This is a genomic window from Paraburkholderia polaris, assembly GCF_012927345.1.
Taxonomy (GTDB): Bacteria; Pseudomonadota; Gammaproteobacteria; order Burkholderiales; family Burkholderiaceae; genus Paraburkholderia; species Paraburkholderia polaris.
In genome coordinates, this window is the sequence record NZ_JABBGJ010000024.1 from 96,251 (window position 1) to 122,357 (window position 26,107).

Genomic DNA, 26,107 nt, shown 5'->3' on the forward strand with positions numbered 1-26,107 from the left:
AAAAAACGCGCGGCGCTGATCGCGCATTTTTTTATTCTGCACGGCCCTTGACGCTCAGGGCGCGGGGCTTATTTCCTGCCGTTGCCGATGCATCAATGCGCGTAGGTCGTCCTCCGCCCTCCGCGATACTCAATGCGCGGGGCTCACTCCCCGCCGTTGCTGACGGTTCAATGCGCGTGGGTCCGTCCTCCGCCCTCCGCGATACGCAAGGCGCGGGGGCTCATTCCCCGCCGTTGGTCACGCTTCAATGCGCGTGGTCGTGCTCCGCCTTCCGCGATACTTAAGGCGCGTGGTTCATTCCGCGCCGTCCGCCACGCTCGAAAGCGGCGTGGCGACATTCTCAAGCGACTTGCGCTCTGCATCTATGCCCCAGATCGCGGCGATCGCTGCAGCGGCGAGCATCAGCCCCGAGCCGACCAGATAGCCCAAAAACACTTCGCTGCGCTGATGCGTGTCGATCAGACGGCCGAAGAACGCCGGGCCGATGATGCCGCCCAGCGCTGTGCCGAACGCGTAGAACACCGCGATCGCCAGCGCGCGGATTTCCAGCGGAAACGATTCGCTGACTGTCAGATACGCCGAACTCGCCGCTGCCGAGGCGAAGAAGAAGACCACCATCCACGCGATCGTCTGCGTTATGACGGTGAGCATCTGCTGCTCGAACAGGTAGCCGCTTAGTGTCAGCAGGATGCCGGACAGAGCGTAAGTCGTGGCGATCATCTTGCGTCGCCCGATGACGTCGAAGAGCCGGCCGAGCACCAGCGGTCCAAGAAAGTTGCCAAGCGCGAACGGCAACAGATACCAGCCGATATGGTCGCCGGGCACCTGGTAGAAATCGGTCAGCACTAGCGCATAGGTGAAAAAGATCGCGTTGTAGAAGAACGCCTGCGCGGTCATCAACGACAGGCCGACCAGCGCGCGTCGCCGGTGCACGTTGAACAGCGTGTGAAACACCTCGCGCAGCGGCGTATGGTCGCGCGCTCGCAGTCTTAGCCGCGTGAGGTCATCGTCGGCGAGTGCATGGCCTGCGTCGCGAAAGCGAGTTTCGATACCGTCGACGATCGAGCGCGCGTCGCGTTCGCCGCCGTGCGTAAGCAACCAGCGCGGACTTTCGGGCACCCAGATGCGCATCGGTAAAATCGCTAGTGCCAGCACCGCGCCGATGAAGAAACAGGCGCGCCAGCCCCAGTCCCCCGGCAGCAGATTCGGATCGAGGAGGATCAGCGAGCCCGCCGCGCCGAGTCCCGCGCCGACCCAGAAGGTGCCGTTGATGCCGAGATCGGTCCAGCCTCGCACCCGCGCGGGCGTGAATTCCTGGATCGTCGAATTGATCGCCGTATATTCGCCGCCGATGCCTGCGCCGGTGAGAAAGCGAAACAGCAGAAAGCTGGCGAGATTCCACGAAAAAGCGGTCGCCGCGGTGGCGGCCAGATACAACGCGAGCGTGATGAAAAACAGCTTGCGACGGCCGAGCCGGTCGGTCAGCCAGCCGAAGCCGAGCGCGCCGAGCACGGCGCCGGCAATGTAGGCGCTGCCGGCGAGTCCCACGTCGGCGTTGGTAAAGCGCAAGGATGGGCTAGACTTCAACGCACTTGCGACAGCGCCCGCCAGCGTGACTTCGAGACCGTCCAGCAGCCACGTCACGCCTAGCGCGACGACGATCAGCGAATGAAAGCGTCCCCACGGCAAACGGTCGAGCCGCGAGGGCAGGTCGGTTTCAATGACGGCGGCTTTTTTCTCGTGGACAACGGCGGTAGGCGGCGCGCTCATTGCTGCTAGTCTCCTGATTACCGAAAATTGGCGGCGTATCCTGTCGAATTCAGCAATTTTTGTTCCGTCGGGCGGATTTGGGACATTGTTGCGGGCGTCACGGAAAGCGTCAGTTGATGCTGATTGGGCTTTCGTGATACAAAGCCGCTCCCCTTTCTGTCCGCGCCAGCCGTGAGCGGCGATTCCTGCCATGAACTATTGCGCGATTGACTTCGGTACTTCCAATTCGGCCGTGGCCGTCCCCGACGGCGCTGCGCTTAGGCTTGCGCCGGTCGAGGGCGCCTATACCACGCTACCGACCGCCGTCTTTTTCAACACCGACGAAAACACCCGCGAGTTCGGGCGCGCGGCGCTGGCTGCGTACATCGACGGTTTCGACGGCCGTTTGATGCGCTCGATGAAAAGTATTCTCGGCTCGCCGCTCGCCGAGAATTCGACCGATCTCGGCGATGGCTCGGCGATCAAATACACGGACATCATCGCGATTTTCGTCGACCACCTGAAGCGCTCGGCCGAGAAGAGCGCCGGCGGTCCGATCAGCCGCGCTGTGCTGGGCCGCCCGGTATTCTTCGTCGACGATGATCCGCGCGCGGACCAGATGGCGCAGCAGCAGCTCGAAGCGGCGGCGCGTTCAGTCGGATTGCGGGAGATTCACTTTCAGTATGAGCCGATCGCGGCCGCGTTCGACTACGAATCGCATCTGACGGAAGAGGGACTCGTGCTGGTGGCCGACATCGGCGGCGGTACGTCGGACTTTTCGCTGGTGCGGGTGGGGCCGGAGCGGATGACGCGCGTCGAGCGTAAAGACGACGTGCTGGCTCACCACGGTGTGCACGTTGCGGGCACGGATTTCGACCGCCGCGTCGAACTAGTGACGATCCTGCGCGAACTCGGCTATCAGACGCTCGACCCCGAGGGCCGTGAGATTCCGAACCGCATCTATTTCGACCTGGCGACCTGGCACCTGATCAACACCGTCTACGCACCGAAGCGCGTCAGCGAACTCGCGCTCATGCGGCATCTGTTTATCCAGAGCAAACATCACGACCGCCTGATGCGCGTTGTGGAGCGCCGCTTGGGGCATGCATTGGCTGCGCATGCGGAAGAAGCGAAGATCGGCGTGGCGGCGGGCGGCGAGACCGTGATCGACCTCGACGAGGTGGAAGACGACCTGCGCCTCGCATTCGACGAAGCGCAACTCATCAAGGCCGGTCAGGACGAGACGCAACGTATCGTGCAAGCGGCGCGCGACACGGTGCAGGCAGCCGGTGTGGCTCCGCGCGACGTCAACGCGATTTACTTCACAGGTGGCTCGACCGGTTTGGCGTTTCTATCGGGTGCATTGGCGGCGGCATTTCCCGATGCCAAAGCGGTATTCGGCGATCGTCTTGCCAGCGTCGCGACAGGTCTCGGTATTCACGCGCGGCGTCTGTTCGGATAACCAAACTTATCAAATGCATACTGCGAAGATAATCGCCGCATACAGTTGCGACGGATATAAAAAAACCCCGCCGAGGCGGGGTTTTTTGCGTCCAGAAGGAAGCGTGCTTGCTTACGCCGGCTTGATGTTAGCAGCTTGCTTGCCCTTCGGGCCCGTCTTCACTTCAAACGTAACCTTTTGGTTTTCTTGCAGCGTCTTGAAGCCTTCCGTGCGGATTTCCGAGAAATGCGCGAACAGATCTTCGCCACCGCCGTCCGGCGTGATGAAGCCAAAGCCCTTTGCGTCATTGAACCACTTGACGGTACCGGTTTCCATATTACTTGTTCCTAAAGATGGTAAATAAGGCCGAAGCCCAATGGGTGCGCATGAAAATCAAGGAAGGGGGTAATGGGACCAACCGGAGTACCGTTGATGGGCGAACTACGAAAGACCAATTCACTCGCCGCTTGAAATCCTGCCCGAACGTTATACGGCGATTTCGGGCGAAGGTCAACACTCTCATCCCAATTTTACAAAAATTTGATGGATTGGCGTAAAAATTGCTTACAAACCTTGCTATTCGCTCAAAAATTTTGCTAGGGAGAACCCTTAGTTCCGCTGCATCGCGGGGGTGCAACCGTTAAACTACGCGCCGCGCGTCGGTTGCACCTGATTTCGACCGCCGCGCCCGGATGTGCGTCACCTCGTTTCCAACGCCACAAGCGCTGTCACGCGGTGCCGACATGGTTCTGATGCAATCTGCACGGGACCGGAGCAAGTGCTAAAGCACGTAACTCTGGTCGACATACGGTGTATGGGACCAGAGTAAATGCTTTGCATGGGGCCAGAGTAAGCGCTAAAGCGCTAACTCTGGCCGACAGCTAAAGCGCTAACTCTGGTCGACACAGGAGAAGATGTGAAAAGTTCTATACAACGGAACATCGGGCCGGTCGCACTGCTGCTGACCGGCTTGGGTTCGATCATCGGATCGGGCTGGCTGTTCGGCGCGTGGAAGGCTGCAAAGATTGCTGGGCCGGCTTCCATTTGTGCATGGATCATCGGCGCGGTCGTGATTCTGGCGATCGCACTGACTTACGCTGAACTCGGCGCGATGTTCCCGGAGTCTGGCGGCATGGTGCGTTACGCACGCTATTCGCACGGCGCGCTGGTGGGCTTCATCAGTGCGTGGGCCAACTGGATCGCCATTGTCTCGGTGATTCCAATCGAGGCTGAAGCATCCATTCAATATATGAGTACCTGGCCGTATCCATGGGCGCATGCGCTATTCGTGGACGGGTCATTAACCACCAACGGCCTATTACTGTCCGCAGCCTTGGTAATCATTTACTTCCTGCTGAACTACTGGGGCGTGAAACTGTTCGCGCGCGCTAATTCGGCGATCACGGTCTTCAAGTTCCTGATTCCGGGTGCGACGATCCTCGGCTTGATGCTGACGGGCTTCCACAAGGAAAACTTCGGCGAAGTGAGTACCTTTGCGCCGTACGGCTGGTCGGCTGTGCTGACGGCGGTATCGACGAGCGGTATCGTGTTCGCCTTCAACGGTTTCCAGAGTCCGATCAACCTCGCGGGTGAAGCGCGCAATCCGGCCAAGAGCGTGCCGTTCGCGGTGATCGGCTCGATCCTGCTGGCGCTGGTGATCTACGTGCTGCTGCAGATCGCGTATATCGGCGCGGTGAGCCCCGGCGACGTGATGAAGGGCTGGAGTCACTTCAACTTCGCTTCGCCGTTCGCCGAACTGGCGATTGCGCTGAACCTGAACTGGCTGGCTATCCTGCTGTACGTCGACGCGTTCGTCAGCCCGAGCGGCACCGGCACGACCTACATGGCGACCACCACGCGCATGATCTACGCAATGGAGCGCAACAACACGATGCCGAAGATGTTCGGCAACGTGCACCCGTTCTACGGCGTGCCGCGTCAGGCGATGTGGTTCAACCTGCTGGTTTCGTTCATTTTCCTGTTCTTCTTCCGTGGCTGGAGTTCGTTGGCGGCAGTGATCTCGGTCGCGACCGTGATTTCGTACCTGACTGGCCCGATCAGCCTGATGGCGCTGCGCCGCGCGGCGACGGATCTGGAGCGCCCGCTGCACATTGTGGGCATGAAGATCATTGCGCCGTTCGCTTTCGTGTGTGCGTCGCTGATCCTGTACTGGGCGAAGTGGCCGCTGACCGGCGAAATCATTCTGTTGATGGTCGTCGCGCTGCCGGTCTACTTCTACTTCCAGGCGAAGTCGGGTTTCAGCGGCTGGGGGCGTGACCTGAAGGCTGCATGGTGGCTCGTGGCCTACCTGCCGGTGATGGCGATTCTGTCGCTGATCGGCAGCAAGGAGTTCGGTGGCCGCGGCGTTCTGCCCTACGGCTGGGACATGTTGGTGGTGGCCTTGTTCTCGCTGGTGTTCTACTTCTGGGGCGTAAATAGCGGCTACCGTTCGGAATACCTCGAAGAGCGTCAGACGCACGACGAAGTGCTCGAAGGTATGGGCGCACATTAAATTGCTGCGCTGAGTCTTGCGTCGGATCGCCGGATCGCCGGACCGCCGGACCGCCGGGTCGCCGGATCGTCATGGTCCGGGACATCACGAAAAAAGCCCGCCTGACTTGCTCAGGCGGGCTTTTTTGTTTGCGGCGCTTCGACCGTGGTTTGGCGCTTAGATCGCGTGGCGCTAGTGTTGCGTAGACGTGGCGTTGGCGTTGGCGTTGGCGTTGACGTTGACCTTGACGTTGACCTTGACGTTGAATCAGGCGGTGCCGAACACGTAATTCGTCATGGCGAGCGAGCGCTGATAGGTTCCGAGCGACTGGATCGCCAGCGAATAATCGTCGTCCGCCGCACCCAGTGCCGCAAATACGGGCAGCAGGTGCTCGTCGGTCGGATGCATCAACACCGCGTGTGGTGCCTGACGGCGGTAGTCGAGTACCGCGTCGATGTCGTGCGCGGCGAGCCTGGCCTCGAACCAGTCGGTGAATTCGGCCACGCGCGGATCGGCGTCTTCCGGGCGCGCGGAAAAGTCGGCAGCGCGCAGGTTGTGCGTGATCTGGCCTGAGCCGATCACCATGACGCCGTCGTCTTTCAGCGAGCGTAGCGCGCGACCCACTCGGAAGTGATGGGCGGCGTCCATGTGCGGCTGGATCGACAACTGTGCGACCGGCACGTCGGCTTCCGGGAACATCAGCAGCATCGGCACCCACGCGCCGTGATCGAGCCCATGCGGCTCGGCGGTGGTGAGGATGCCGTGTTCGCCGAGCAGCACAGCGGCACGGCGCGCCACATCGTGCGCGCCCGGGGCCGGATATTGAATCTCATACAACTGACGCGGGAAGCCGTAGAAATCGTGGATGGTTTCCGGCGCGGTGGATGTGCTCGCCACCGGCTGCGCCGTGCCCCAATGGGCCGACAGCATCAGCACGGCCTCAGGGCGCGGCAATTGCGCCGACAGCACGCCGAATTCGGCGGACGGCAGGGACGGGTCGATCGGCAGCGTAGGCGCGCCGTGGGAGAGGAAAAGCGACGGTAAGCGATTCATGGCAGCAACGCCGCCGCGGGAACGCGGCGCGAAAGTGGGGTTGCTATCAATATAGGTGCGCACCGACGTTTGATAAACGGGTGAAAACGGAATTGATTGTGTCGCCGGTGTTGTTAATTGGAGCGGTCTCGATGGCTCCCGGCGCTCTTGGCCGGCTGGATTTTCCCCAAGAGTGCCAGTCCGGGTCTTTCTGGCTGATCAAGGCACGCGGCCGCGACGACACGGACCGCGTCTAACGTGGCAAAGCACGGAGAGGAACGCCTTGGGCTGGGCACCGTACAGCGCATCGGCATGCGGCCGCGTGCGCTATTCCTGGTCGCGTAGTCCTTGCCACGCCGGCGACATAGCCGGCCCCAAAGCGAAGAGATCCAACACACGCGCCACCGTGTGATCGACCATTTCGTCGATCGTCGCGGGCTGGTTATAGAAAGCAGGCAAGGGCGGAAAGATTACGCCGCCCATTTCGGTGACGGCCGTCATGTTGCGCAGGTGCGCGAGATTGAACGGCGTTTCGCGCACGAGGAGTACGAGCCGACGGCGTTCTTTAAGCGTGACGTCGGCGGCACGGGTGATCAGGTTGTCGGAAAAACCATGTGCGACGCTTGCCAGCGTCTTCATCGAGCAGGGGGCGACCACCATGCCGTCGGTGGCAAACGAGCCGGACGCGATGCTTGCGCCGACGTCGCGCACCGAATGGACGACATCCGCGAGCGGATGCACGTCTTCTTTGCTCAACTGGAGTTCGTGCTGGATATTAAGCCAGCCCGCGCTCGAAATCAGGAGATGGCTCTCGACGCCGCCGAGCCTGCGCAACGTCTCGAGCAACCGGATGCCGTAGATCGCGCCGGTCGCGCCGGTGATCGCAACGATCAGCCGGCGTGGCGCCGCAGCGCGTGTTTCCATGGCTCGCGGCGCCTTTTCGGAGGGCAACAAACGTTCGGACGGCGGACGTTCAGGCCGCGGCGAACAGTTGCTGCAGTTCGCCCGATTCGTACATTTCCATCATGATGTCCGAGCCGCCGACGAATTCGCCCTTCACGTACAGCTGCGGAATGGTCGGCCAGTTCGAGAACTGCTTGATGCCCTGGCGGACTTCGTCGTCTTCGAGTACGTTGACCGTTTTGATTTCGTTGACGCCGCACGCCTTCAGGATCTGGATGGCGCGGCCGGAAAAGCCGCACATCGGGAACTGAGCGGTGCCCTTCATGAAGAGTACGACGTTGTTTTCGTCGACGATTTGCTTGATGCGTTGTTGCGTATCCATGACTGACCTTGCGGTTCCGTTATGTGTAGGGAATAGGCTGAAATGATAGCGGATTTCGGTACAGCCGGCCGAGGACCGCTTCGTCACCTCGGCGATTGAGGCTATCCATCGAGGTCAGCCGGGCCACATTCCGCCGCTGATTCGCTCGATGCCGGCAAGGTCCTGTTTCGAGTGGACTTGCACGAAACCTTGCGCCGACAGCAGACCGCGCACCGCTTCCGCCTGATCGTACCCGTGTTCGATCCACAATACGCCGTTGGCGGCCAAAGGTGTGGGCGCGCCAGCCACGATCTGACGGATCGCGCTGAGCCCGTCGGCTTCGTCGGTGAGCGCGCCGCGCGGCTCGAAGCGCAGATCGCCTTCCGACAGATGCGGATCGCCGCTCGCGATATACGGCGGATTGCTGACGATCACGTTAAAGCGCAATGCTGTGTCGAGCGAGTCGTACCAGTCGCTTTGCTGCAATACCATGGCGCCGCCGGGGCGTTTGGCATCCAGCAGCCGTGCGGCGTTGCGTGCGGCCACCGCCAGCGCTTCGGCGGAACGGTCCAGCGCCCAGACCTGCGTGTCAGGCCGCATCGACGCAATCGCTACGGCAATCGCGCCGGTGCCGGTGCCCAGATCGAGCACACGTGGCCGCGAGATGTTTTCCAGCGCCGCCAACGCCGTTTCGACCAGTAATTCGGTTTCGGGACGTGGAATCAGCACGTCCGGCGTTACTTCGAAATCAAGCCCAAAAAATTCGCGCGCGCCGACCAGTTGGGCCACCGGCTCACCGGCGACACGCCGCGCTTCCAGGACACGGTATCGTTCGACTACCGCGCCGTCGAGCGTTTCATCGCTGCGCGTAATCAATTGCGTATGCCGCCAGCCGAGCACGTGCGTGAGCAGAATCCGCGCTTCGAGCGGCGACAGTAGCGAGGCGCGCAACAGCGCGGCGGGCGTGACCGGATCCATCATCCGCGCTTAATCCGCGTCGCCCAGCGATGCCAGCAACTCGGCCTGATGCTCGCTGACCAGGGCTGCGATCAATTCGTCGAGATCGCCGTCCATGATTGCGTCGAGGCGATAGAGCGTCAGATTGATCCGGTGATCCGTCAGACGCCCTTGCGGGAAGTTGTAGGTGCGAATCCGCTCCGAGCGATCGCCCGAGCCGATCAGGCTCTTCCGTGTGGCGGCTTCCTTCGCCTGCTGCTCATGCGACTGCTTGTCCTTGATGCGCGCGGCCAGAACCTTCAGCGCACGATCCTTGTTCTTGTGCTGCGACCGGTCGTCCTGACATTCGACGACGATGCCCGTCGGCAAGTGCGTGACGCGCACGGCCGAGTCCGTCTTGTTGATGTGCTGCCCGCCCGCGCCGGACGCGCGGAACGTGTCGATGCGCAGATCGGCCGGATTGATCTCGACTTCGCCGATTTCGTCCGCTTCCGGCATCACCGCGACGGTGCACGCCGACGTGTGAATGCGGCCCTGCGTTTCGGTGGCCGGCACGCGTTGCACGCGATGGCCGCCCGATTCGAACTTGAGCTTGGAATACGCCGCTTCGCCGGCGATCCGCACGATCACTTCCTTGTAGCCGCCGAGGTCCGATTCGCTCGCCGACATCATCTCCACCTGCCAGCGATTGCGCTCGGCAAAGCGTAGGTACATGCGCAACAAATCGCCCGCGAACAGCGCCGATTCGTCGCCGCCCGTGCCGGCACGGATTTCGAGGAAGATGTTGCGGTCGTCGTTCGGATCTTTCGGCAGCAGCATTTTCTGCAATTCAGCGCCGAGTTTTTCCATCCGCTCGCGCGCAGCGCGAATTTCTTCTTCCGCGAAGTCGCGCATCGACGCGTCCGCCAGCAGTTCCTGCGCGGTCGCCGCGTCGTTCATCGCCTGGCGCCACAGCGCGTAATGCTCGACGACCGGCCCAAGCTCGGCGTGTTCACGCGTGAGCTTGCGGTATTGGTCGAGATTCGAGGTGATGTCCTCGCGGCTCAACAGGTCGTTCAGTTCGGCCAGCCGGGTAGTGAGCTGGTCGAGCTTGCGTTGCATGCTCGTTTTCATCGGACGGGTTTCGGAGCGGACTCCGGCAAGGACGGCGACTAGGGGAGTGGGCAGATGCCCTGGGCAGAAGCATGTCGCGGGCCACTCAGGATGGCGCGGACGGTGCGGCAGTGGCTGTGCCGCTAACGCTCCGTAGAACCGGAGTGTTTGTAGAAACCGCCCATCAACTCGATGAGCGTGTCACGGTTCTCACTGCTCGCGCGATTGAGCGCGTGGGTGGGGCCGTGGATCAGTTTGTTGGTGAGCGATTGCGACAGCGCCTCGAGTACCGCTGCCGGGTCGTCGCCGCGTGCGAGCATTTTCTGCGCGCGTTCGACTTCGGCGCGACGCAGCACGTCGGCCTGCGTATGCATGTGACGGATCACCGGCACGATGCTGCGCGCGTCGAGCCATTGCATGAAATTCTGTACACGCGTTTCGATGATCGCCTCGGCCTGCGCGACCGCGGCTTGCCGCGACGCATTGCCTTCGCGCACGATCGCGCCGAGATCGTCGACGGTGTACAGGAACACGTCTTCGAGCTGGCCGACTTCGGGTTCGATATCACGCGGCACGGCCAGATCGACCATGAAAATCGGCCGGTGACGGCGCGCTTTCACGGCCCGCTCGACCGCGCCCAGACCGATGATCGGCAGGGTGGAAGCGGTACACGACACGATGATGTCGAACTCGTGCATGCGCGCGGGCAGTTCCGAGAGCGGAATGGCCCGGCCGTTGAAGCGTTCGGCGAGGCGGGTACCGCGCTCGGCGGTGCGATTGGCGACGACGAGCTCACATGGCTGCTGCGCCGCGAAGTGCGTAGCGCACAACTCGATCATTTCGCCCGCGCCGATGAACAGCACGCGCTGGTTCGAGACTTTGTCGAAAATCCGCTGCGCGAGCCGCACGGCGGCCGCCGCCATGGAAACCGACTGCGCGCCGATTTCGGTCGTGCTGCGCACTTCCTTCGCAACGGCGAAGGTGCGCTGGAACAACTGGTTCAGGTAGGTGCCGAGCGCCCCGGCTTCAGACGCCGTGCGTACCGCATCCTTCATTTGTCCGACGATTTGCGTCTCGCCCAGCACCATCGAATCCAGCCCCGACGCGACGCGGAACGCGTGGCGCACGGCTTCCGACTGCGGCAGCGCGTAGACGTGCGGCGCGAGTTCGTCGATGGGCAGGTTGTGGTACTTCGAGAACCACTGGATCGCGGCTTCACGCGCGGCCTGGTCGTCGGTCACGCAGTAGAGTTCGGTGCGGTTACAGGTGGACAGAATCGCCGCTTCCGGCGCCGTGCGGGCGGTGCGGCCGAGCCAGACGCTCTTGAAGGTGTCCAGTGCAGGCTTGATCTGTTCGAGCGGAAACGCCACGCGTTCGCGCAAGGCGACAGGCGCAGTGTGGTGATTGATTCCGATCGTTAGAAGCTGCATATGGGGAGCTATGGTTTAGCCCAATATTATAGCGTTTTCACGATTCTTTCATTCTGCGCGCGTCATCCGGCCTCCACAACGGCTTCCGGCGCGACCGCGTCAAGTTGATAACCGTAGCCGTAAAGCGGTGTCAGGCAATAACCGTGCTCCGGGCGCAACTGCAATTTGGTCCGCACGCGCGATGCATGGGTGTCGACCGTGCGCGACCTTACGTCGCGGCGGCGTGTCCAGACGGTTTCGAGAATATGCGCGCGCGACACCGGTCGTGACAGATTGGTAAATAGCAGCAGCGCAAAGCGGAATTCCTTCGGCGTCAGGGCGACGGTTTGATTACGGAATGTGACGGCAAACTGCGCCGCATCGAACGCATAGCCGCCGATCGTGTCGCGCCGCCGGTTAGGTGGTCGCCGTAAGCCCGCGCGGCGCAGCAGCGCTTCTACCCGGGCCAGCATTTCCGGGCCGCGGACGGGTTTGATCAGGCAGTCGTCGGCGCCGGCGTGCAGCGCTGCAACGATCTGGCTTTCGCGTGGCTCCGACAGCAGCACGATCACCGGCAAGCCAGGCAGGATGGAGCGGGCGCGCGGGATCACGTCTTCGGCGGAATGGTCGCCGGCCCAGTTCTCGGTGATGAGAAGATCGAAGAATTCGTCGTCGGCGCGATGCAGGAACGGTGCGCTCGCGGTGAAGTGCTGGCACATATGGCCGCCGGCAAAGATCAGCCGGCCGACCAATGTGGCGTGCCGAAGATCCGGCTCGATAAGGGCGATTCGCATGGCGCGCTTTCAGCCTGGCAATTACCAGAGGTCAGGCTTCTCCGTAAGGCTTACAGCTTGCCTAACATCACCCCGACCCCTAAACTCAACCGCTATGCGGAAAGCGCCGTGCTGAACCTCTATAGTTAATGAGACAAAAATGCTAGCTGTCTTGGCCCCGTGCGCCCATGAGACGAATCTGAAACTGCGCGAGGCCTGCCGCTGATGGGGTGGCCTGGAATCGTGGTGCTGGGCGCGGTGATCGGTCTCGCGGGCTGGTGGCTGCATCCGCTGCGCCGTTCGAGCCGCGCCCAATGGTGGGTGGCGTTACTGGCCGGCTTACTGGGGGCGGGTGTCGCGCGCATGGCCGGCAACGTGGTTGGTCTCTTTCATGATGGCGATACGCTCGAATGGCCGGTATGTACCGCCGTCGCGCTGGTCGCCGTTGCCGTGACGGTCGGCTTGCTTTCCCGTCGATGAATATTTGCAGGTGACTCCGATGAATGCCCGACTTCCCGAAACCTCCTCCATCCCCGAACGGCTCGCGACATTGCGCAATGCGATGGCGCGCGAAGGCGTAGCCGCCTATCTGGTGCCGTCCGCAGATCCGCATCTTTCCGAATATCTACCCGGGCGCTGGCAAGGCCGGCAGTGGTTGTCGGGCTTCACCGGCTCGGCCGGCACGCTGGTCGTGACCGCCGATTTCGCCGGCGTATGGACCGACAGCCGCTATTGGGAGCAAGCCAACGCGCAACTGGCCGGGACCGGCGTTCAGTTGATGAAGATGACCGGCGGTCAGCAGACCGCGCCGCATTTCGAATGGCTTGCGCAGAACGTCGCGACCGGCGGCACGGTCGGTGTGGACGGCGCCGTGCTCGGTGTGTCGGCGGCGCGTGCACTGAGCCAGGCGCTCACCGCGCGCGGCGTGAAGCTGCGCACCGACGTCGATCTGTTCGACGCGATCTGGCCGCAGCGCCCGTCGCTGCCCGCTGCCGCCGTGTTTGAGCATGCCGCGCCGCACGCGAGCGTCGCCCGTTCGGAAAAGCTCGCGCAGATTCGCCGCGCGATGGCGGAGAAGGACGCGCAGTGGCACTTCATTTCCACGCTTGACGACCTTGCATGGCTGTTGAATCTGCGCGGCGCCGATGTCAGCTACAACCCGGTGTTCGTTGCGCACGCGCTGATCGGTCCGGAGAGCGCGTCGCTCTTCGTCGCCGACGGCAAGGTGCCGCAGGCGTTGGCCGATGCGCTTGCGCGTGACGGCATCAGCATCGAGCCGTATGCGAAGGCGGCCGAAGCGCTGGCCGCGCTGCCGGCCGACAGCACGCTGCTGATCGACCCGCGCCGCATTACATATGGCTCGCTGCAGTTGGTGCCGTCCACGGTGAAGGTCGTGGAGGCGGTCAATCCGTCCACCTTCTTCAAGTCGCGCAAGACCGAGGCAGAAGCGGAGCATGTGCGCGAGACGATGGAACAGGACGGCGCGGCTCTCGCCGAATTCTTCGCGTGGTTCGAAGGCGCGTTGGGCCGCGAACCGATCACCGAGCTGACGATCGACGAGCGTCTGACGGCAGCCCGCGCGCGCCGTCCGGGATTCGTGTCGCTGAGCTTTGCGACAATCGCCGGCTTCAACGCGAACGGCGCGATGCCGCACTACCGCGCGACCGCTGACTCGCATTCGGTGATCGAGGGCAATGGCCTGTTGCTGATCGATTCGGGCGCGCAATATCTGAGCGGCACGACCGACGTCACCCGTGTCGTGCCGATCGGCACCGTCAGCGAGGCACAGCGGCGCGATTTCACGATTGTGCTGAAAGGCACCATGGCGCTGTCGCGCGCGAAGTTCCCGCGCGGCATCCGTTCGCCGATGCTCGACGCGATCGCCCGCGCGCCGATCTGGGAAGCCGGCGCCGATTATGGTCACGGCACCGGTCACGGGGTGGGCTATTTCCTGAACGTGCACGAAGGCCCGCAGGTGATTTCGCACTACGCACCGGCCGAACCGTGGACGGCGATGGAAGAAGGCATGATCACCTCGGTCGAGCCGGGCATTTACCGACCGGGCAAGTGGGGCGTGCGGATCGAGAACCTGGTGCTGAACGTGCCTGCGGAGAAAACCGAGTTCGGCGATTTCCTCAAGTTCGAAACGCTGACGCTGTGCCCGATCGACACGCGCTGCCTCGACCTTTCGCTGTTGCGTGACGACGAGCGCGCATGGCTCAACACGTATCACGAGATGGTGCGCACGCGCCTGTCGCCGCATGTTTCGGGTGAGGCCAAGGCGTGGCTCGAGTTGCGTACACAAGCTATCTGACCTCGTCGCCACGACCTTACTGACGGAGCGTGCATGGCCATCAAGGCAGTCGTGTTCGATTTCGGCGGCGTGCTGATCGACTGGAACCCCGAGTATCTCTATCGTCAGTTGATTCCTGACGAAACGGAGCGCCGCTGGTTTCTGACCCATGTCTGTTCGATGGACTGGGTGATCCGTCAGGACGGCGGCCAGCCGATCGTCGAGGCGACCGAGGAACTGGTCGCGAAGTTTCCCGATCACGCACCGCTGATCCGCGCGTTCTACGAGCGCTGGCACGAGATGGTGGCCGGCGTGCTGGAAGAGGGCGTGGCCATCATGGAAAAGCTCGAGGCGGCCAATGTGCCGCTCTTTGGGCTGACGAACTGGTCCGCGGAGACCTTTCCGTATGCGTGGGAGCATTACCCCGTGCTGCAGCGGTTCCGCGACATCGTCGTGTCGGGCAGGGTGAAGCTGGTGAAGCCTGATCCGGCGATCTTCGCGGAAATGCATCAGCGGATCGCGGCGCAACTGCCGGGCATCCAGCCGGGCGAGCTCGTCTTCATCGACGACAATCTGAAAAACGCCGAGGCCGCAACGGCACTCGGCTGGCATGGCGTGCATCACGTGAACGCAGCAAAAACGGAAGCAAGGCTGCGCGAATTGGGCTTGCCGGTCTAAGCGCGCGATTCCGTGTGACGGAGGATGCTGCCTGAAGCGACGGCGCGGCGCGCCTTCGCTTTAGCGGCGCGGCGGCTACCTCGGCCCCGGTCTGCCTACTGTCCGAGCAGATTCTTCAACGCGTTGCCCAGGCCTTTCACTGTCTCCCCAGCGCCCTTCGCCACGCCTTCGACGCTCACGCCCATCGCTTTCGCAAAGCCGGCGCCAATGCGCGTCATCAGACTTTCCTGCACCGAGAACTTCGGATCGCGCAAATTCCCATCCAGCACGAAATGCAGCGTGATGTCACCGTTGTGCGTCTTGAGCGCGGCGATGGCGGCTTGGGTCGGAATCGACATGAAGGTGTCGAGCGGGCTGCCGCTCTCGGCGAGTTGCAGATGGTGGATCGTCACCGTGCCGGGTGCATGCAGCTGATAGTTCCGCACCGTCGAGTCGACCGTCAGATCGACCGTGCCGCCCGTCACTTGCGTCTTTGCGCCGGTTTTTTTCAGCAGGTACGGATCGAGCATCACGACATCGACGCCGCGCAGTGTGCTGCTGGTCTGCGAATCCTTACTGGCGATCTTGATCCACCCGTCGAATGAAACGGTGCCTGTGTGCGTCGGGCCCTTGATCGAGCCGGTGACGCTGACGTTGGTCGGGTCGGTGAGCGCGGGCAGTTGCAGGTGGTCGACAGTCGCGTTGGCGTCGCTGACCGTCACTTTGAATGCCGGCGGACCAACCGTCATATCGTAGAAATGGAAGTTGCCTTGCTCGAAGCTGATGTGATCGACCAGTTTTTCTCGGGAGGAAGGCGCTGCGCCGCCGCTGGCTTCGTTGTCGTCGGGGCCGTTTATCGACTCCCGCAGATTCGGCATCAGACGGATCCCACCGTCCTTGGTGCGCAGCACGGCGATGTCGAAGCCGCGCACCACCACGCTGCGGATATGCATGCGCTGCGCGATCAAATCGCGGATGTCGGGCGTGAGCATGATTTCGTCGGCGCGTAGCGGATCACCGGCGGGCCAGCCGGGCGGCGCTTTGAGCACAACGTTGGTGAGATGAACCGAAGTGAGGCCGACGTCGATGCTTTCGGCGCTGCCGAGTGGTCCGAGCGCCGCAATGATGCGTTCTTTGACTTCGCGCTGCGCGAACTGCAGCGCACCGACCGCGACGACGATCAGCACCAGCAGCACGCCGCCTACGGCAATGACCCAGCGCTTGCCCTTCGACATCGCCATGCTTGCCTCCTCGTCGCCGCGCTGTACACGGCGTGGCATTGATTGGCCTGTGCGTGCGCCGGTCTGACCGCATTTGATTTGACGCCCGGAGCGGCTGTATCCCGCCGGGACAACGTGTATCACGCCGTGGCACGCAATGCATGTGCCCTACCGCCTATCCGGCAAACGCAAGGCGTTTCCGGCATGCCATGGTGAGCAAAATGGCCGGCCAATTGGCCGGCAAAACACGCCGATCGGGCGGTCAGCAAAACCGTCCACAAAAACGTCCACGAAACCGTCAGCAAAAAACCGACCTGCAAACAGCTCGCTCATCAGCCAACGAGCGGGCCGCCAGGTTCGAGATTTATCGCGCGATCGGCTTGTAACGCAGACGCTTCGGACGTGCAGCTTCTTCACCCAGACGTGCGCGCTTGTCCGCTTCGTATTCCTGGTAGTTGCCGTCGAAGAACGTGATTTGCGAATCGCCTTCGAACGCCAGGATGTGCGTCGCGATCCGGTCGAGGAACCAGCGATCGTGCGAGATCACCATGACGGAGCCGGCGAACTCGAGCAACGCGTCTTCCAGCGCGCGCAGCGTTTCGACGTCCAAGTCGTTCGACGGTTCGTCCAGCAGCAGCACGTTGCCGCCCGCGATCAGCGTCTTCGCCAGATGCAGCCGGCCGCGCTCACCGCCCGACAGATTGCCGACGGTCTTTTGCTGATCGCCGCCCTTGAAGTTGAAGCGGCCGATGTACGCACGCGAAGGCGTTTCGTACTTGCCGACCGTCAGCACGTCCGCACCGCCGGAGATTTCTTCGAACACGGTCTTCGAGCCGTCGAGCGCGTCGCGGCTTTGATCCACGTACGCGAGCTTGACCGTCGGGCCTTGCACGATCTCGCCCGAATCCGGCTGTTCGCGGCCGGTCAGCATGCGGAACAGCGTCGACTTACCGGCGCCGTTCGGCCCGATGATGCCGACGATTGCGCCCGCCGGAATCTTGAAGCTGACGTCGTCGAGCAACAGACGGTCGCCATATGACTTGCTGACGTTCTTGAACTCGATCACTTCGTTACCCAGGCGGTCGCCGACCGGGATGAAGATTTCCGAAGTTTCGTTGCGCTTCTGGTAGTCCTGGCTGTTCAGCTCCTCGAAGCGGGCAATACGCGCCTTCGACTTCGCCTGACGGCCCTTCGGGTTCTGGCGCACCCACTCCAGTTCCTTCTTGATCGCCTTCTGACGCGCCGATTCCGACGATTCTTCCTGCTTCAGGCGCTCTTCCTTCTGGTCGAGCCAGCTGCTGTAGTTGCCCTTCCAGGGAATGCCGTGGCCGCGGTCGAGTTCGAGAATCCACTCAGCGGCGTTATCGAGGAAGTAACGATCGTGGGTGACGGCGACGACCGTGCCCGGGAAGCGCGTGAGGAACTGTTCGAGCCAGTCGACCGATTCCGCGTCCAGGTGGTTGGTCGGTTCGTCGAGCAGCAGCATGTCCGGCTTTTCGAGCAGCAGCTTGCAGAGTGCCACGCGGCGCTTTTCGCCACCCGACAGGTGTTCGATCTTCGCGTCCCATGCCGGCAGACGCAGCGCGTCGGCGGCGATTTCGATCTGCTGTTCGGCGCTGCCGTCGGTGGTGGCAAGAATCGCTTCGTACTTCGCCTGCTCGGCGGCGAGCGCGTCGAAGTCAGCGTCCGGCTCCGCGTAGGCGGCGTAGATCTCGTCGAGCTTCTTTTGCGCGCCGAAGACATCGCCGAGACCTTCCTCGACCGCTTCGCGCACCGTCTTGTTCGGATCGAGCTGCGGTTCCTGCGGCAGATAGCCGATGTTCAGGTTCGGCATCGGCGTGGCTTCGCCTTCGATGTCCTTGTCCACACCGGCCATGATGCGGATCAGCGTCGACTTGCCCGAGCCGTTCAGGCCGAGCAGGCCGATCTTCGCGCCGGGGAAGAACGACAGCGAGATGTCTTTCAGGATTTGACGCTTGGGCGGCACGATCTTGCCGACCCGGTTCATGGTGAAGACGTATTGGGCCATTTGCTTGCAATAGACGTTGACGACGCCGGCCGCGTGGGGGCGGGCGGTCGTGGGTGGATGGGTAATCGGTGTTGTAGCCGGGCAGTGCGCCCGGCGCCGGCCGGCGCGGCTCGAGCACGGCGTCGAAGTTCGCGACGCCCCGCGCGCGGGCGGGTAGTTCAGGTGGCATTGTACTTCGGGGCGAGGGTGCGGCGGCAGAGGGCGTCCGTAGTGACGTCAGTTTGCGCGCCGTCCCGTCGACGCATCGAAGAAATGCAGATGCTGCGCGGGCAGCGCGACTTGCAGCGCTTCGGCGGCTGCGGGGCGATGCGTATGCGGCAGGCGGACCGTCACGTCGTGCTTGCCCCAGCGTCCGTGTGCGAGGTTGTCCGCGCCGAGCAGTTCGCAGGAATCGACGGTCAAGGTGGCGTGAGACGCGTCCGCTTGACCCGGCGTCATGTGCTCCGGGCGAATGCCGAGCGTCCATTCGCGGCCCTTGGCGACTTCGCGGCCGATCGACGCCACGCCTGTCAGCGGCAGCTTCGGCCCGTTGCCTGCGACCTCGAACATAGAACCGTCGTCGGACACCCGCCCTTCCAGCAGATTCATCCCCGGCGAGCCGATGAAGCTCGCGACGAACACCGTCGCCGGCCGCTCGTAGACCTCGGTCGGCGCGCCGATCTGCTCGGCGTGGCCCTTGTTCATCACGATCACGCGCTGCGCCAAGGTCATCGCTTCGATCTGATCGTGCGTGACATAGAGGCTGGTTGTGGCAAGCCTTGCGTGCAGGCGCTGGATTTCGAGGCGCATTTGCACGCGCAGCCGTGCATCGAGATTCGACAGCGGTTCATCGAACAGAAACACCGCCGGTTCACGCACGATCGCGCGGCCCATGGCGACGCGTTGCCGTTGGCCACCCGACAACTCGCGCGGCCGACGCATCAACAGCGGTTCAAGCTCGAGGATCTGCGCCGCAGCCTGCACGCGCTTCGCAATCTGGGCACGATCGACACCCGCGATCTTCAGCGCATAGCCCATGTTCTCGGCGACGCTCATATGCGGATACAGCGCGTAGTTCTGGAACACCATCGCGATGTTGCGATCCTTCGGCTCCAATTCGTTGACCACCTTGCCGGCGATCGAGATCGTGCCTTCGGAGATGCGCTCGAGCCCGGCTACCATGCGCAGCAAGGTCGATTTGCCGCAACCGGACGGGCCGACCATCACGACGAACTCGCCGTCCGCGACGTCTACGTCGATACCGTGCAGCACGAACTGTTTGCCGTCGTAGGTCTTTTTAACGCCTTGCAGAGTCAGTGCAGCCATGCCGTTTTAACCTTTTCGTTGCTTGCCGCGTATAGCGCGGTGTTCCTGATTCCATGTCCAGCGCCGAAGCTCGCCCAAGCTGCGCGAGTTACTTCTCTGAGTCCACCAACCCGCGCACGAACCACCGCTGCATCGTCAGCACGACGGCGAGCGGCGGCAGCATCGCGAGCAGCGTCGCGGTCATCACCAGATGCCATTCGGTTGCGGTGTCGCCGGAAGCAATCATGCTTTTGATGCCGACCACGGCTGTCGTCAGCGATTGCTGGCTCGTAATCAGGATTGGCCACAGATACTGATTCCAGCCGTAAATGAACGTGATGACGAACAGCGCCGCCATGTTCGTCTTCGACAGCGGCAGCACCACGTCCCAGAAGAAACGCATCGCGCCGGCGCCGTCGATACGCGCCGCTTCCATCAATTCGTCCGGCAGCGTCATGAAGAACTGGCGGAACAGGAACGTCGCGGTGGCCGACGCGATCAGCGGCAACGTCAAACCGCTGTACGTATTGCTCAAATGCATCGACGACACGACCTGCACGGTCGGGAAGATACGCACTTCGACCGGCAGCATCAGCGTGATGAAGATCAGCCAGAACGACAGATTGCGAAACGGAAAGCGGAAAAACACGATCGCGTACGCGGAGATCATTGAGACGGCGATCTTGCCGACCGAAATCACCAGCGCCATCACGAGGCTGTTGAACAGCATGCGGCCGAACGGCGCCGCCGCATTGCCGCTGCCATGCGTCCAGACGGTCGTGATGTTCTCGAACAGATGGGTACTCGGCACCAGTGACAGCGGCACGCTGAACACCTGCTGCTCGCTCATCGTCGCCGCGCAAAACGCGACATACACCGGAAACACCACCAGCACGACGCCGAGAATCAGCACCGCGTGGCAGAAGAGGTCGAAACCGCGGCGGTTCTCGATCATGAGTATTGAACCCTGCGTTCGATGAAGCGGAATTGCACGACCGTCAACGCGACGACGATCACCATCAGGATGACCGACTGCGCGCCCGAGCTGCCGATGTCCAACCCCTGGAAGCCTTCGGCGAAGATCTTGTAGATCAGCGTGCGGGTGGATTGCGCCGGGCCGCCGCCGGTGGCGGCGTCAATCACCGGGAAGGTGTCGAAGAACGCGTAGGTAATATTGATCACCAGCAGGAAGAAGCTGGTCGGCGAGAGCAGCGGCAGGGCGATGCCGAAGAAGCGCCGCACCGGACCGGCGCCGTCGATGGCCGCCGCTTCGATCAGCGAACGCGGAATCGCCTGCAAGCCGGCATAGAAGAACAGAAAGTTATAGCTGACCTGTTTCCATACGGAAGCCAGCACGACCAGAAACATCGCCTGGCCCGCATTCAAAGCGTGATTCCACACGATGCCGTACTTCGCGAGCGCATAGGTAATGAGGCCGATGCTCGGGTTGAACAGGAACGACCACAACACGGCGGCGATCGCGGGCGCGACCGCGTACGGCCAGATCAGTAGTGTTTGATAGGTCCTGGCACCGCGTGTGACGCGATCCGCGCAGACTGCCAGCAAGAGCGAAATCATCAATCCACACACGGTGACGAGCGCGCAAAAAATCAACGTCGTATTGAACGACGACAGATAAAGCGGATCGGCGAATAACTGCTTGAAGTTGGCCAGTCCGACAAACTCGCTCGACGTGCCGAACGCGTCCTGGCTTTGCGTGGATTGCCACAGCGCTTCACCCGCCGGCCACAGAAAGAACAGCAGCGTGATCGCGAGTTGCGGCGCAACCAGCAGGTAGGGCAGGACGCTGGTGCCGAAGCTAGAGCGCTTTTCCATCGAGAATTCCCAAGGTTCTACTGCAACGTCGGGTTTCGGGGCGAGCGCACCGAAACCCTGGCGGCGAGTACTTTCTTAGTTACCGGCTTTCTCGAAGCGGCGCAGCAGCTCGTCACCTCGCGACACGGATGAATCAAGCGCCTGTTGCGGCGTCTTCTTTCCTGCCCAGACCTGTTCGAGTTCTTCGTCGATGACGGTGCGGATCTGCGGCATGTTGCCAAGACGTAAGCCCTTCGTGTACGGCAGCGGCGGCTTGTTGAGCATCTGCTTGATCGCCGTGTCGCTGCCCGGATTCTTCTCGTAGAAACCTTGCTGCTGCGTCAGTTGATACGCGGCGGTTGTGACCGGCAGATAGCCGGTGTCCTGATGCCACTTCGCAGCAACAGGCGCCGACGATAGATACGCGAGGAACTTCGCCACGCCCTTGTAGACGGCCGGGTCTTTGCCCGAGAGCACCCACAGGCTGGCGCCGCCGATGATCGCGTTCTGCGGCGCACCCTTCACGCTTGCGTCGTACGGCATCATGCCGGTGCCGAAGTTGAACTTGGCGTACTTCTTGATCGTGGCAAGCGAGCCGGACGAGTTCGTGATGATCCCGCAGTCGCCACTATAGAACTTCGACACCGGTTCGTCCTTGCGGCCAACGTATGTAAAGGTGCCATCCTTCTGCATGTTCTGCAGGAACTGGATGTGCGCGACCTGCAGCGGCTTGTTGAATTCGAGCTGCGCGTCGAGGCCGTCGAAGCCGTTGTTTTTCGACGCGAACGGTGCGCCGTGCCAGGCGCTGTAATTCTCCAGTTGAATCCAGCTTTGCCAGCCCGACGAATAGCCGCACGCCATGCCCGACGCCTTCAGCTTCTGCGCGTCAACCTGCAATTCGGCCCAGGTTTTCGGCGGCTGATTCGGATCGAGCCCGGCTTTCTTGAACGCGTCCTTGTTGTAGTACAGCACCGGCGTCGAACTGTTGAACGGCATCGAGATCAGCTCGCCGGTTTTGGCGTCGCTGTAATAGCTTGCGATGGTCGGCACGAAGGCCTTTTCGTCGAGCGGCACACCGGCTTGCTTGAACACTTCCGAGACCGGGATCACGGCTTTTTTCGCCTGCATCATCGTGGCGGTGCCGACTTCGTAGACCTGCAGAATGGCCGGCGCGTTGCCGCTGCGATAAGCGGCGATGCCGGCGGCGAGGGTCTGGTCGTAGGTGCCTTTGAACACCGGCACGATCTTGTAGTCGCTTTGCGACGAGTTGAACGCGTTGGCAATGTCGTTCAGACGCTCGCCGAGGGCGGCCTCCATGCCGTGCCAGAACTGGATTTCAGTGGCGGCGTGGGCGCCCTGGCTGATGCCGAAGCTCAACACGGCGGCAACGGAAAGCGAACGGAATAGCGGCTTGCAATTCATCGATTTGTCTCCTGTGTCATGCAACATGGTTGCTGACGGAACGGGCGCGAATGCGAATCGCGCGATTCTAGTTGTGTTCGATGACAGTCCGGCGTCGGTTACCGGGCGGCGGCCCGCTTTTGACAGGTGCCGAATGCCGCAATTTAACATCGGCTGTCACGAAACGGAAACAATGCCCGTCCGAAGTCGCGGGGTTGCGCGAGATCAAGGCTGAACGTAGGCCGCCGAACGCGGCTGCACTTGCACTGGCATGATGGACAGCGAGGTGGGGGCGTGCTTTGCGCGATCATGCACGTTTGATCAGAGTGCTTATTAATCAGGATTCCCGATGCTGAGTTCAGTGCGATTGGCGGTCTGCGGTTCGATAGCGGGTCTCATGCTGGCAGGGTGCGCGCTGACGACTGAGACCGCGGACGCCAGAGTGCCGCCGGTGACATCGTTGCCGAAGATCATCGCGCATCGAGGCGGGACAGGCGACGCGCCGGAGAACACGCTCGAGGCGATTCGCCAGTCGATTGCGCATCATGCCGACGCGATGTGGCTGACCGTGCAGTTGAGCAAGGACGGCGTGCCCGTTCTGTACCGGCCGGCCGACCTGTCGGCGTTGACCAATGCCAAAGGTCCGGTGTCTGACCTGACGGCCGCGGAGTTGGCACGCGTGAACGCCGGCTGGAGTTTCCGGAGCGGCGATATCTATCCCTATCGCGAACATCCGATCGGTATTCCGACGCTGCGCGAAGCGTTGCGCACCATTCCGCTGGCCACGCCGATCATCCTGGATATGAAAGCGTTGCCGGCTGCGCCCCAGGCTCAGGCGGTAGCGCAAGTGCTCAATGAAGAGAGCGCGTGGTCGCGCGTGACGATCTATTCGACCGAGGCTGACTATCAGCAGAGCTTCGCTGCCTATTCGCAGGCGAAGCTATTCGAGTCGCGCGACGCGACCCGTGGGCGGCTCGTGCGCGTGCTGCTCAACCAGGGCTGCGTGGACGCGCCGGCTGAACACACCGCTGCGGCGTTCGAGTTGCACCGGAAGATGACCGTGGTGGAGAAATTTACGCTGGGCGAAGGCCGCTCCGAGGTTCAGGCAACGCTGTGGACGCCCACGACGGTCGCCTGCTTCCGGCAGAAGCCGGATGTGCGGATCGTCGCAATTGCGGTGAACAATGCGGATGATTATCGGACGGCGGCGTGTCTGGGGATCGATGCAGTGCTGGCGGATTCGCCGCAAAAGATGGCCGTGATCAAGGCAAGTATGGCTATGCCGCTGCGATGTGAGGCGCAGCACGGCACGCAGGGCGGCCAATAAAAAGGCCCGCATTTCGCGGGCCTTTCGAGTACGGCGGCGCTCAGCGTTTCGCTGGTGGCCGCTCCGAGCAGAGACTGAACGTCAAACGTTGAACAGGAAGTTCATCACGTCGCCGTCGTGCACGACGTATTCCTTGCCTTCCGCGCGCATCTTGCCGGCTTCCTTTGCACCTTGTTCACCCTTGTAGGTGATGAAGTCGTTGAAGGCGATCGTCTGCGCGCGAATGAAGCCACGCTCGAAGTCGGTGTGGATCGCGCCCGCTGCCTGCGGCGCGGTATCGCCAACGTGGATCGTCCACGCGCGCACTTCCTTCACGCCGGCCGTGAAGTAGGTTTGCAGGCCCAGCAACTTGAAACCCGCACGAATCACGCGGTTCAGGCCCGGCTCCTCCATGCCCATGTCGGCGAGGAACACTTCCATGTCCGCTTCTTCGAGATCGGCGATTTCCGCTTCGATCGCTGCGCACACCGCGACGACCGGTGCGCCTTCGGCTGCCGCGAACTTTGTGACTGCGTCGAGGTGCGGGTTGTTGTGGAAACCGTCGTCCTTCACATTGGCGACGTACATGGTCGGCTTTGCGGTGATCAGGCAGAACGGCTTGAGCGTGGCCTTTTCTTCATCCGACAAATCGAGCGCGCGGACCGGCTTGGCCTGGTCGAGTTGCGCGCGGACCTTTTCCAGTACCGCGGCGTTCTTGATGGCTTCCTTGTCGTTACCCGACTTGGCGGCCTTCGAATAGCGCGACAGCGCCTTTTCGACGGTCGCGAGGTCGGCCAGCGCCAGTTCGGTGTTGATCACTTCGATATCCGACAGCGGATCGACCTTGTTCGCGACGTGGATCACATTCTCGTCTTCGAAGCAGCGCACCACGTGCGTGATCGCATCGGTTTCGCGGATGTTCGCGAGGAACTGGTTGCCCAGACCCTCGCCCTTGCTCGCACCGGCCACGAGGCCGGCGATGTCGACGAATTCCACCACGGCCGGGAGGATGCGCTCCGGCTTGACGATTTCGGCGAGAGCCTTCAGACGCGCATCCGGCACTTCGACGATGCCGACGTTCGGCTCGATCGTGCAGAACGGGTAGTTTTCGGCGGCAATGCCCGCCTTGGTCAGCGCATTAAACAGAGTGGACTTGCCGACGTTAGGCAGGCCGACGATGCCGCATTTGAGGCTCATGGAAATCCTTCAGTGAATCAGTAAGTTGCGTGATGCGCTCGACGCTGTGTGCAGGATTCGAAAAGCCTTCGCGTTTGGCGTGGCGGAGGAAGCGCAGCGGAGCGGGACAAGACACCAGATCGGGGCGTTGCCTCGGCGATTCTGGGCGAGTTTTGTCACGGAAAGCGCAATTGTAACCCGTTCGGGTAAGGTTCCTGGGACGGGCGCGGGAAAGCGTGCTAGCGGTAATATTTTGTCGGAACATTGTAATATTCGGATCCAGGGCCGCTAGAGCCCTTTCCGAGGATGCACGATGACAATAAAACAATTGGCAAGATGGGGATTGGTCGCCGCGCTGATTGGCGCCGGTGTGGTTGCCTGGCTATCGCCGAACTACGAAGAGGCCCAGGCGGCAACCGATCGTCAGACGGTGGACTGCATGGTGAAACAGCTCTCGCAGGACGATAAGCGCAGCATTGCGCAGTTCGCCGATATCAATGATTTCAACTCGCTGTGGCGCGTGTACGACCGGGTTTTCCCAGACTGCACCGTAAGGGGGGATCAGCGCGACCGTAAGAGCGAACTGGTGACGAGCGCCTGGAGAGTCCTTTCAACAGACCGTGAATTCATGCGTTTGCGTGAAGCCAATGCGGGCCACGCCGCGCTTGGACACTAGGTTTCAGGCCGAAACGCCGCACGCCTCGATCCGTCCCCCGCA

General features: G+C 62.1%; 23 protein-coding genes. 7 read left to right on the forward strand and 16 right to left on the reverse strand.

Annotation, left to right across the window (positions count from 1 at the left end):
• Positions 1-294: 294 nt before the first annotated feature.
• Positions 295-1,770, reverse strand: coding sequence for an MFS transporter (locus HHL24_RS22600; RefSeq protein WP_169487597.1), 1,476 nt, complete (start codon positions 1,768-1,770; stop codon positions 295-297).
• 190 nt (positions 1,771-1,960) lie between these two features.
• Here HHL24_RS22600 and HHL24_RS22605 point away from each other — a divergent pair, with 190 nt between their 5' ends.
• Positions 1,961-3,211 (forward strand): Hsp70 family protein, encoded by a 1,251-nt coding sequence (locus HHL24_RS22605; RefSeq protein ID WP_169487598.1) that lies wholly within the window; start codon positions 1,961-1,963, stop codon positions 3,209-3,211.
• Between the two features lie 111 nt (positions 3,212-3,322).
• Here the strand turns inward: HHL24_RS22605 and HHL24_RS22610 are convergent, their stop codons facing one another.
• The gene (locus HHL24_RS22610; RefSeq protein WP_060858913.1) at positions 3,323-3,526 is read right to left on the reverse strand and encodes a cold-shock protein; all 204 of its coding nucleotides are present in this window, start codon (positions 3,524-3,526) and stop codon (positions 3,323-3,325) included.
• Positions 3,527-4,106: 580 nt separating this feature from the next.
• On the opposite strand from HHL24_RS22610, the gene HHL24_RS22615 reads away from it, so the two are divergent.
• Positions 4,107-5,702, forward strand: coding sequence for an APC family permease (locus tag HHL24_RS22615; protein WP_169487599.1), 1,596 nt, complete (start codon positions 4,107-4,109; stop codon positions 5,700-5,702).
• A 246-nt stretch (positions 5,703-5,948) separates the two neighbouring features.
• Here the strand turns inward: HHL24_RS22615 and HHL24_RS22620 are convergent, their stop codons facing one another.
• The 7 genes from HHL24_RS22620 to HHL24_RS22650 all read right to left on the reverse strand — a co-directional run bounded on the left by HHL24_RS22620 (position 5,949) and on the right by HHL24_RS22650 (position 12,229).
• On the reverse strand, positions 5,949-6,734 hold the full coding sequence (locus HHL24_RS22620; protein ID WP_169487600.1) for a DODA-type extradiol aromatic ring-opening family dioxygenase: 786 nt from the start codon (positions 6,732-6,734) through the stop codon (positions 5,949-5,951).
• Positions 6,735-7,040: 306 nt separating this feature from the next.
• Positions 7,041-7,637 (reverse strand): UbiX family flavin prenyltransferase, encoded by a 597-nt coding sequence (locus HHL24_RS22625; RefSeq protein ID WP_169487601.1) that lies wholly within the window; start codon positions 7,635-7,637, stop codon positions 7,041-7,043.
• Positions 7,638-7,686: 49 nt separating this feature from the next.
• Positions 7,687-7,998: a Grx4 family monothiol glutaredoxin gene (gene grxD, locus HHL24_RS22630; RefSeq protein ID WP_120289307.1), complete on the reverse strand. Its 312-nt coding sequence runs from the start codon at positions 7,996-7,998 to the stop codon at positions 7,687-7,689.
• 114 nt (positions 7,999-8,112) lie between these two features.
• The gene (gene prmC, locus HHL24_RS22635; protein ID WP_407947520.1) at positions 8,113-8,958 is read right to left on the reverse strand and encodes a peptide chain release factor N(5)-glutamine methyltransferase; all 846 of its coding nucleotides are present in this window, start codon (positions 8,956-8,958) and stop codon (positions 8,113-8,115) included.
• 6 nt (positions 8,959-8,964) lie between these two features.
• Positions 8,965-10,047: a peptide chain release factor 1 gene (gene prfA, locus HHL24_RS22640; protein ID WP_169487602.1), complete on the reverse strand. Its 1,083-nt coding sequence runs from the start codon at positions 10,045-10,047 to the stop codon at positions 8,965-8,967.
• 122 nt (positions 10,048-10,169) lie between these two features.
• Positions 10,170-11,456 carry a glutamyl-tRNA reductase gene (hemA, locus tag HHL24_RS22645; RefSeq protein WP_169487603.1) on the reverse strand — a complete coding sequence of 429 codons (1,287 nt, stop codon included), beginning with the start codon at positions 11,454-11,456 and terminating at the stop codon, positions 10,170-10,172.
• 62 nt (positions 11,457-11,518) lie between these two features.
• Positions 11,519-12,229, reverse strand: coding sequence for a response regulator transcription factor (locus HHL24_RS22650; RefSeq protein WP_169487604.1), 711 nt, complete (start codon positions 12,227-12,229; stop codon positions 11,519-11,521).
• A gap of 204 nt (positions 12,230-12,433) precedes the next feature.
• Here HHL24_RS22650 and HHL24_RS22655 point away from each other — a divergent pair, with 204 nt between their 5' ends.
• From HHL24_RS22655 to HHL24_RS22665, 3 genes are read left to right on the forward strand one after another with little or no spacing between them, the layout of a single operon-like run.
• Positions 12,434-12,688 (forward strand): hypothetical protein, encoded by a 255-nt coding sequence (locus HHL24_RS22655; protein WP_169487605.1) that lies wholly within the window; start codon positions 12,434-12,436, stop codon positions 12,686-12,688.
• Between the two features lie 19 nt (positions 12,689-12,707).
• A complete protein-coding gene (locus HHL24_RS22660) occupies positions 12,708-14,522 on the forward strand; it encodes an aminopeptidase P family protein (protein WP_169487606.1) in 1,815 nt (604 codons plus the stop codon).
• A gap of 33 nt (positions 14,523-14,555) precedes the next feature.
• Positions 14,556-15,179 carry an HAD family hydrolase gene (locus HHL24_RS22665; RefSeq protein ID WP_169487607.1) on the forward strand — a complete coding sequence of 208 codons (624 nt, stop codon included), beginning with the start codon at positions 14,556-14,558 and terminating at the stop codon, positions 15,177-15,179.
• 95 nt (positions 15,180-15,274) lie between these two features.
• Here the strand turns inward: HHL24_RS22665 and HHL24_RS22670 are convergent, their stop codons facing one another.
• The 6 genes from HHL24_RS22670 to ugpB all read right to left on the reverse strand — a co-directional run bounded on the left by HHL24_RS22670 (position 15,275) and on the right by ugpB (position 22,928).
• Positions 15,275-16,399 carry a DUF748 domain-containing protein gene (locus tag HHL24_RS22670; RefSeq protein WP_169487608.1) on the reverse strand — a complete coding sequence of 375 codons (1,125 nt, stop codon included), beginning with the start codon at positions 16,397-16,399 and terminating at the stop codon, positions 15,275-15,277.
• Between the two features lie 343 nt (positions 16,400-16,742).
• A complete protein-coding gene (gene ettA, locus HHL24_RS22675; RefSeq protein ID WP_093643520.1) occupies positions 16,743-18,407 on the reverse strand; it encodes an energy-dependent translational throttle protein EttA in 1,665 nt (554 codons plus the stop codon).
• Between the two features lie 216 nt (positions 18,408-18,623).
• A complete protein-coding gene (locus HHL24_RS22680) occupies positions 18,624-19,712 on the reverse strand; it encodes a sn-glycerol-3-phosphate import ATP-binding protein UgpC (protein WP_169487609.1) in 1,089 nt (362 codons plus the stop codon).
• Positions 19,713-19,800: 88 nt separating this feature from the next.
• Positions 19,801-20,646 (reverse strand): sn-glycerol-3-phosphate ABC transporter permease UgpE, encoded by an 846-nt coding sequence (gene ugpE, locus HHL24_RS22685; protein WP_169487610.1) that lies wholly within the window; start codon positions 20,644-20,646, stop codon positions 19,801-19,803.
• Positions 20,643-21,527 carry a sn-glycerol-3-phosphate ABC transporter permease UgpA gene (ugpA, locus tag HHL24_RS22690; protein ID WP_169487611.1) on the reverse strand — a complete coding sequence of 295 codons (885 nt, stop codon included), beginning with the start codon at positions 21,525-21,527 and terminating at the stop codon, positions 20,643-20,645. Before ugpA ends, ugpE begins: the two co-directional genes overlap by 4 nt.
• 75 nt (positions 21,528-21,602) lie before the next feature.
• A complete protein-coding gene (ugpB, locus tag HHL24_RS22695) occupies positions 21,603-22,928 on the reverse strand; it encodes a sn-glycerol-3-phosphate ABC transporter substrate-binding protein UgpB (RefSeq protein WP_169487612.1) in 1,326 nt (441 codons plus the stop codon).
• Positions 22,929-23,304: 376 nt separating this feature from the next.
• Between ugpB and HHL24_RS22700 the strand changes: the two genes are divergently transcribed.
• Positions 23,305-24,234 (forward strand): glycerophosphodiester phosphodiesterase family protein, encoded by a 930-nt coding sequence (locus tag HHL24_RS22700; protein WP_230417537.1) that lies wholly within the window; start codon positions 23,305-23,307, stop codon positions 24,232-24,234.
• A gap of 81 nt (positions 24,235-24,315) precedes the next feature.
• Here the strand turns inward: HHL24_RS22700 and ychF are convergent, their stop codons facing one another.
• Positions 24,316-25,410: a redox-regulated ATPase YchF gene (gene ychF / locus HHL24_RS22705; protein WP_169487614.1), complete on the reverse strand. Its 1,095-nt coding sequence runs from the start codon at positions 25,408-25,410 to the stop codon at positions 24,316-24,318.
• A gap of 322 nt (positions 25,411-25,732) precedes the next feature.
• On the opposite strand from ychF, the gene HHL24_RS22710 reads away from it, so the two are divergent.
• The gene (locus HHL24_RS22710; RefSeq protein WP_230417536.1) at positions 25,733-26,065 is read left to right on the forward strand and encodes a hypothetical protein; all 333 of its coding nucleotides are present in this window, start codon (positions 25,733-25,735) and stop codon (positions 26,063-26,065) included.
• Positions 26,066-26,107 lie beyond the last annotated feature (42 nt).